7 protein-coding genes and 1 pseudogene are annotated in these 8275 nt (G+C 49.0%); all 8 read left to right on the top strand.

What is annotated here, in order from left to right; translation table 11 throughout:
- On the top strand, nt 1-322 hold a 322-nt coding region (locus ACLQ7H_RS24320; protein WP_411754886.1), incomplete at its 5' end, for an SDR family oxidoreductase.
- A gap of 613 nt (nt 323-935) precedes the next feature.
- Nucleotides 936-1484, top strand: coding sequence for a tyrosine-type DNA invertase (locus ACLQ7H_RS24315; protein WP_411754885.1), 549 nt, complete (start codon nt 936-938; stop codon nt 1482-1484).
- Between the two features lie 498 nt (nt 1485-1982).
- A complete protein-coding gene (locus ACLQ7H_RS24310) occupies nt 1983-2507 on the top strand; it encodes a fimbrial protein (RefSeq protein WP_411754884.1) in 525 nt (174 codons plus the stop codon).
- Nucleotides 2508-2606: 99 nt separating this feature from the next.
- Nucleotides 2607-3281: a molecular chaperone gene (locus tag ACLQ7H_RS24305; RefSeq protein WP_411754883.1), complete on the top strand. Its 675-nt coding sequence runs from the start codon at nt 2607-2609 to the stop codon at nt 3279-3281.
- A 105-nt stretch (nt 3282-3386) separates the two neighbouring features.
- Nucleotides 3387-5942 (top strand): fimbria/pilus outer membrane usher protein, encoded by a 2556-nt coding sequence (locus tag ACLQ7H_RS24300; RefSeq protein WP_411754882.1) that lies wholly within the window; start codon nt 3387-3389, stop codon nt 5940-5942.
- Between the two features lie 8 nt (nt 5943-5950).
- Nucleotides 5951-7081: a fimbrial protein gene (locus tag ACLQ7H_RS24295; RefSeq protein ID WP_411754881.1), complete on the top strand. Its 1131-nt coding sequence runs from the start codon at nt 5951-5953 to the stop codon at nt 7079-7081.
- A gap of 71 nt (nt 7082-7152) precedes the next feature.
- A complete protein-coding gene (locus ACLQ7H_RS24290) occupies nt 7153-7695 on the top strand; it encodes a fimbrial protein (protein ID WP_411754880.1) in 543 nt (180 codons plus the stop codon).
- 250 nt (nt 7696-7945) lie between these two features.
- Nucleotides 7946-8275 (top strand): annotated as a pseudogene (locus ACLQ7H_RS24285) (DNA-binding response regulator); the annotation flags it as partial.

Below are 8275 nucleotides of genomic sequence, written 5' to 3'. Positions count from 1 at the left end.
GTCAGTGACGGGCATCAAGGGCAACACCGGGCAAACGGCCTACGGGGCCAGCAAAGCGGCGATGATCGGCATGGGGAAATCTCTGGCGCTGGAAGTGGCGCGCTTTGGTATCCGGGTGAACTGCCTGTTGCCCGGGATTATCGAAAGCGATATGACGCAGGCCATTCCGCCGGAAGCGCTGAAAGCGCTGCGCAAGCAGATCCCTTTGCGCCGCCTGGGTAAAGCCAGCGAGGTGGCGCGTACCACCGCGTTCCTGATCGGTGATGACAGCCGTTATATGACGGGCCAAAGCCTGGTGCTTGACGGGGGGTTGACCGTCTGAACGCACTCCTGTCTTATGTCGGGGCACTCTCTAACATGTGCCCCTTTTTATTACTCATCGGGCTAACCTTTTCATTACTTTCTTACCTTACATTTCCGTGAATTTATTCTGATTCGTTTGATTGTTACCCCGCCATTCATGCGTATTTCCCGATAGATGTACTTTTTTAGATAGGTAGGGGTTATTTTTTTCATTCAATGTATTTGATTTTCTTTTGGGATTATTCCCTGGTGAATGCTTGTAGGATGCCTCTGTGTTTAATTCTCCATCAGGTGATAGGGGTGAATATAATTGAATTTTGCATCAAAGTGTTTCTATGTTGTATTTTCTGTTTTTATGATGTTGCCATCGTGTTGCTATGAATTAACCTTGTTGCTCTATTAGTTTATTGCTGAACTGCTGATTTTAATCTAAACGTTAGCCAAGTTGAGTGGGATCACGGGCAATTAGCATAGTTCTATGACCTGGCTGTTACCTGATTGCTTATCGGCTATACTCCACTCAGGATCCAGGATGTCATCCGAAGGCAGGGGCTAATGCCCCCTGAGCGTGGTTGTGGAAATAAAAAGGAGGAGAAATCCACATATTTTTGGTGAAAAGTCAAAGAGGTACTATGACCAGTCGTAAACACTTAACTCCTTCCGAAGTGGAAAAACTGCTTGAGGCAACGCTGAAAGGCAAGAACCCAGAACGTGATTACTGTTTGATTTATATGTGTTTTATTCATGGTTGCCGAGTGAGTGAAATCAATAGCTGGCGGCTGTCAGATATCGATCTTGAAGGCGACAATATTTATATTCATCGATTGAAAAATGGCTTCTCAACCGTTCATCCTCTGTATGTCCGCGAGCGGAAGTGTTTACAGCGTTGGATGGCCAAGAGACAGCATTACCGTGGCGCGAATAGCGAGTGGTTATTTCTTTCTAACCGGGGATCTCGTTTATCACGCCAGCGTATTTATTGGCTCATTCGTAATTACAGCGAGGCAGCTAACCTGGAGGTCAATGCACATCCCCATATGCTGCGTCATGGCTGCGGTTTCGCCTTGGCGGACCGGGGAATTGATACGCGTTTGATTCAGGATTTTCTTGGCCATAGGAATATTCAGAATACGGTGCTTTATACGGCAAGTAATGCTAGAAGGTTTAAGGAAGTATGGTGACTGGAGTATTGATAAATATGACTAATGAGTCACTTTGAACTAAATTGCAACATACTCTAAGGATACTCAAAAATAATGTCAACACTAACTATTCAATAATTCACCTTACCCAAAAAACACATTGTATAACAATAAGTTAAAATTATTTTGTCATAAAAATCCTCTTCGGTCATACCCAAGTATTTTCTTGCTTCCTTCCTAAAAAACCAATCTCAGATTTTGCTCGCTTTTCGAGTGGATTATAATCCTTTTATTTCTACATTTATTAACATAATTAACTGAAGTTTGAGTTTTTAAAGGCCCTCCATGGCACATTAAACCAAAGGAGTCACTTTAGTTCAAAATGAATCGTTTGACTGGAAAGGTATTGCCACCCAATCGCTATTTGCGAAGGTGGTTTCCAGTCGATGAACTAAATAAAAAGGAGTGACATAGGGTTATGTCAAAAATAAACAAATGCGCGCATTGAAGTGTGCATTATTTAAAAGGAAAAGTAGTATGAACAAGAACCTGATCGCCGTTGCTGTACTGGCCGCCTCCGCGTTTTCTACCGCTGCGTTCGCTGAAGACGGCAAAGTAAACTTCTCTGGTGAGATCATCGATCAAGCTTGTACCGTGCATGCTGACTCTGAAAACCAGACCGTTACTTTGGGTAAAGTTTATGTTGGCGCATTCCAGGGGCGCGCTGGCGTAACTGCTGCCTCTAAGGATTTCTCTCTGGTCCTGCAAAACTGCCCAGATACGGTTAAAGCTGCGACAGTACGTTTTGATGGTATCCAGGTAGCGGGTAACGATTCCGTTCTGGCGCTGACCGATGGGCCAGATGTCGCTGCTGGCGTTGGTGTTCAGATTGCTGACAACAACAACAAGGTGATTAACCTGCACACGGATTCAAGCGTTTACCCACTAAGCAGCACCGAAGATAACGTGCTCGGGTTTGTTGCACGTTACTACTCTACTTCTGCCACTGTAACTGCTGGTAAGGCTAACGCAGTGAGCAACTTTACCATTATCTATCAGTAAGTTTTATCCGCTCGGCTCATACGGGCGGTATAAAGCGGGTCAGGGGAGCGAAAGCTACCCCTGGCCTTTCTCCTCAATGGTCGAAGTGGTGAATAAGAAATGAAAGTCTGGCGGAGCACAATAGTCGCAGCGCTATTACTAACCTTTGGTGCGCAGGTGCAGGCGGGCATTATTGTCGGCGGAACGCGTTTGGTTTATGACGGTGCTAAAAAAGAAGCCTCTCTGGGGATTAATAACCCGGATAAGGTACCGTACCTCATTCAGTCCTGGGTTGACACGCACGAAGGGGATTCTTCTAAAGCGCCATTTATCATTACTCCCCCTTTATTCCGTTTGGATGGTGAACAGAATAATATTCTGCGCGTAGTCCGTGCTGGGGGGAATCTACCGACCGATAAAGAATCTCTCTATTGGCTGAACATCAAATCTATTCCTTCGGCCAAGAAACAGGAAAACAGTCTGCAAATTGCGGTCAAGACGCGCATCAAGCTGATTTATCGCCCACAGGGGTTACCCGGAACGTTAGAGGAAGCCGCCGAAGCATTGACTTGGCAGCGTAGCGGTAACGCGGTTCAGGTGAATAATACATCGCCCTATTATATCACTCTATTCTCAGTCAAGGTTAATGGTAGCCCACTGAAAAATGTCAGCATGGTTGCTCCGAAGTCTAGTGCGCGCTTCGATCTGCCAGCCGGTATCGTTGGTGGGGCATTGAGCTGGGAAGTTATTAACGATTACGGCGGTATTACGAAACCGTTCATCGGGAATCTATAAGGCATTAACCAGGATTAAATACAGCTAATCCCTGCACAGGTAGTTCAGGGAAGGGACGCGGCTTGCCGGAATTTGCTAGTGCGGCTGATAAATGGAGTTAAATGGATGAAAAACCCGAAGCGTATAGGCTATCGCGGATTTAACCGTACCCCGCTGGCGTGGTTGATTTCATGCCAGGTTGCGATGTCAATGGCAATACCCGGTAGCGTACAGGCCCGAGATTACTTTAACCCGGCACTGTTGGAGCTTGATAATCCGTCTCAGCGGGGGGCTGATCTGACGGTTTTTGAAGATGGCCTGACTCAGGCTCCAGGTACGTACAGGGTTGATGTCTATCTTAATGGTGCGATGATCGATACCCAGGATCTTGATTTCTCCCTGCAGCGGAGCCCGGCAGGTGAGGATAGCCTGCAGCCTTGCCTGAGCAGCGAGATGCTGGAGGGCATGGGTGTGAAGCTTGCTTCCTTCCCCGCTATCGAGGCTTCTGGGCAGTGCGTGAATTTGGCGCAGATCATTCCCTCGGCATCGGCCTCGTTCCGTTTTAACCAGCAGCGGTTGGACATCAGTATTCCTCAGGCTGCGTTAAATTCGACCGCCCGCGGCTATGTTTCACCGGATCAGTGGGATCAGGGGATCCCGGCGTTGTTGGTCAATTATAACTTTAGCGGTGCCAACAGCTGGGCACGGAGCAGCGATAGCTCGGACAGCAACACCTATTATCTCAACCTGCGTTCCGGGATCAACCTTGGTGCCTGGCGTCTGCGTAACTACTCAACTTGGAATCGTGACTCTGATGGCGAAAGCCACTGGGATTCCATCAATACCTATTTACAACGCGACATCGTGGCACTGAAGAGCCAACTGATGCTGGGCGACAGCTCCTCGCAAAGTGAGGTGTTTGACAGCGTGCCTTTCCGTGGCGGCCAGCTAGCTTCGGACGATGACATGCTGCCAGAGAGTTTAAGGGGTTATGCACCGACGGTGCGCGGAATAGCCCGCAGTAATGCTCAGGTCACTGTTCGCCAGAACGGCTATGTGATTTATCAGAGCTATGTGCCACCCGGCGCCTTTGAAATCAGCGATCTCTATCCGACGGCAGGCAGCGGCGATCTGCAAGTGAGCATTAAAGAGAGCGATGGTAGTGAGCAAAGGTTGGTAGTGCCGTTTGCTTCCGTCCCGGTGTTACAGCGGCAAGGGCGTTTCAAATACAGCCTGACCAGCGGCCAATATCGCTCGTCCAACAGCAACGTGGATGACACGCTGTTTACTCAAGGCACGGCAATCTACGGCTTGCCTTGGGGGGCGACCCTTTACGGCGGCGTGCAGGCTGCCAGCAAATATCAGGCACTGGCTTTCGGCTGGGGGCAAAACATGGGGGCTATCGGCGCGTTTTCTGCCGATGTTACCCAGGCTTGGTCTAAACCTGAACATCTTGACAAAGAGAGAGGTCAGTCGTGGCGTGTGCGTTACGGCAAGAACTTTGTCGAAACCGGAACCAGCTTCACTTTGGCTAGCTATCGTTACTCGACGGCGGGGTTCTATACGTTGCAGGAAACGTTAAATACCTATACCGATGGCAAATCATCACAAAGTCAGAATCACAAGAAGAGCCGTGCTGAACTGTCGATGAGTCAAACGCTCTGGGAAGGTGCCGGCTCACTGTCGCTCAGCCTGTACAACGAAGATTACTGGAATGATAGGCGCCGTAACCAGTCGGTGAGTGTTGGGTACAACAATAGCTGGAACAGTATCAGCTATGGCCTGAACTACACCTTCAGCAGAGATGGTTATGACAGCAATGGCGATCGTGTCAACTATGACGACCATATTGTCGCCTTTAATATCAGCATGCCACTGGGTGGGTGGTTGTCTGACAGCTATGCAAGCTACAACCTCAATACCAGCCGCAAAGGCACCACCAGCAATTCAGTCGGCCTAAACGGTACCGCATTACCCAGTAATAACCTGAGCTACAACGTCAGCCAGGGGTACACCAGCCAAGGGGTCGGAGCTTACGGCAATAGCAGCCTTGGCTATCGTGGTGGCCTGGGTAGAGTTAACGTGGGGTATGGCTATAACCGTTCCGATCATCGTCTCAACTACGGTGTACAGGGCGGGATCCTCTTGCACGAAGACGGTTTGACACTCTCGCAACAGATGAATGAGACGGCCGTGTTGGTCAAAGCACCGGGAGCCAAGGGTGTCAGTATAGCCAACCAAACAGGGGTTACAACCGACTGGCGTGGCTATGCCGTGGTGCCTTATGCCACGGTGTATCGCAAAAACAATATTGCGATAAACACCACTACCCTGCCGGATGACGTCGATATGACGATAACCAGTCAGACGGTGATCCCAACCCGTGGTGCCATAGTACGCGCCGAGTTCAAACCTAATGTTGGCCAACGGGTATTGATGACCCTGTTGAGGCAGGGCGGTGCACCTGTACCGTTTGGCGCTACCGTAACCGATAGCAATGGTGGTGACAACGGCAGCATCGTCGGTGACGGTGGTCAGGTGTTCCTCTCTGGGATGGCCGGCAGCGGCAAGTTGCAGGTCAAATGGGGCAACGCCGCGTCACAACAATGTCAAGTGTCTTACAGTTTGCCGGAGCAAAAAGAAAGCACCGGGATCCGTTTGATAAATGGCCAATGTTTATAAAGGCTTTAATGATGAATAAATTGAAATCGTTAGTGCGTTATTCAGCCATCGGGGGAGTTATTGCCTTGGGGTTGGGGATGCTGCCGTCGGCGCAGGCCCTCGTTGGGCAGTGTGAACCTGCAGGCTCGACTATGAGTTATCACTTTACGTTTAATCAACTGTTCGACCATCCGGATAAGAACACCGCTGGTAAGACTTTTGATAAGGTGAATGAGGCCGAACGTGTGTGGCAGAACGAGGGGGACGGGTATCTAGTCAACTGCGACTGCGGCAGCGCAACTCAGATGAAAGAGTCGTTTATTATGGCGGTCCCAAGGGGGACGCCTCTGCTGGAGGATGGGAATGGTACCAGGCAGTTTTATTCGTTGAGCGGTAGCGAAGATTTTTCTGCTGCTATGGAGGTGTATATCGCTGGTGATGTCAATAAATATTTCTCTGTGCCTTTCCCCGGAAATGGATGGAGGGGTAATGGTTTTTATAACCGGCCCCAGGATTGTAAGGGCGTATTATATGATAGCGGTGCACAAGGGTTCGTTTATCTTTATTTCAGACAGGCGGTTATTGGTACGTCGACAATAACCCATTCTCCCTTGTTGGATATCTATATTAATTCCGATCCCAATGTAAGCCGTGGGAGCAGGCCAACGGCGACAGTGAGCATGAGTGGTACGATCACCGTACCGCAAAAATGTGAACTTAAAAACTCAATGATTACGGTGCCCTTTGGCAGCATTATGTCCACCGATTTTAAAGTTAAAGGCCAGAAGCCGAGCACCGTCCAAATACATGAAGAAACCCTGTATCTGGAGTGTACCAACTTATCGACACGCGCGAAAATCAGTTTGCTGTTTGAAGGTGAGGTAAATCCCCACGATCCTACAGCCCTGAAGACCACCACCACCAATGGTTCGGTGACGATGGATAATGATGATATTGCGATCAGAATTGAAGAAAAACGTAATGGGAATACTCAGGTAATTTCGCCTGGAGACAAGCTGTCTATGACAATGAACGGCTTGGGTAATATCGATAGTGATAGTCAGATGACATTGAACATCTATCCTATTAGCACGACTGGCAAAGCACCGAAAGTGGGAGACTTTGAAGCAACCGCGACTATTACGGTAAAAATGGAGTAAACCCGTTTGTATCGGGAATGTCAGACTTTCTGCGAAAGTCATTTTAACTAAAATGGAGAGGGATATTTATTATGGATATGAAAGCAATTTTTAAAACGACTGCATTGTGCCTGGCTCTCGGTGGGATGGGGGTCAGCTACTCGGCTCTGGCGGTCGATGCACGTATAAAGATCACCGGTACAGTTAAAGCGTCGCCGTGTACGGTCGATGCCGTGGGGGGGGATGTCAATGTCGATCTGAAGGAGATCAAGGCTCATACTTTGACTGCGGGTGCCGGGAGCCCATGGGAGGATTTTAGCCTGGATCTGAGTGATTGCCCAGTTTCAACCACTGACGTTATTGCGACATTCACCGGTACGGCAGCGGATGAAAGCGCGGATCTGTATAAGAACGCCGCGGCCAATCCTGCTGGTTCTGTGCAGATTGAAATGGTTGATAGGAGTTCACCAGGCGTCAATCGCCGCTTGGGCAGCGGCAGTGATATGACTGTGCAGGTCGATCACGCCACCAATACGGCGACTTTCCCGCTGAGGGCGCGCGCTTTTAGCACTCACGGTGGTGCAACCCCAGGCAGTATTGAGGGTGTTGTGCAGGTGGCACTTACCTATCAGTAATCACCTGTAACACCCACTAACCATAGAAAACCTGGCCCCATTTTCTAATGGTAGCTTTAGCTTTACCTGTGTCTGTTGAGTTGATCGTCTGGGGCTTATTTCATCGTTTATCGCTGGCTTTATTTTCAATGCGTTTTTGACCAATAATAAGAAAAGATAACTCTCATCAATAAGAGAGGGAATGACATTTTTGCACACCAATTTATCAAGGAAGTAAAAAAGGGAATTCGGCAGAAATGGGAGATTTAATATGACAACGGTTCATACCTATCAGAGAGGGAGTGCACATTCCCCCAGTCCTTACGGGCTTAAAGGGGACGGGGTGATTGTAATGGAATCTTGTCCCATTACGGCACTCGGCATGCGTAATATTTTGGCCCAGTCCTGTGGCCTGACGGACGAGGTACAACGGGTCAGCAATCTGGCACAAATCCCGGGATTGATGCGTCATCGCCCGGCTCGGCTGCTGATTATGGAACTGTGCTGTGAAGAAGAGTCGGGTCTGGATGGTTTGAGGCTGATTGCGCTTTGCCTGGAGCATTGGCCATCCACGGCGATGATCGTGTGTACCGCACTTGAC

It is taken from the genome of Serratia sp. (in: enterobacteria) (genome assembly GCF_046715635.1).
Lineage (GTDB): Bacteria > Pseudomonadota > Gammaproteobacteria > Enterobacterales > Enterobacteriaceae > Chania.
This window is presented reverse-complemented; position numbering and strand designations above follow the sequence as displayed.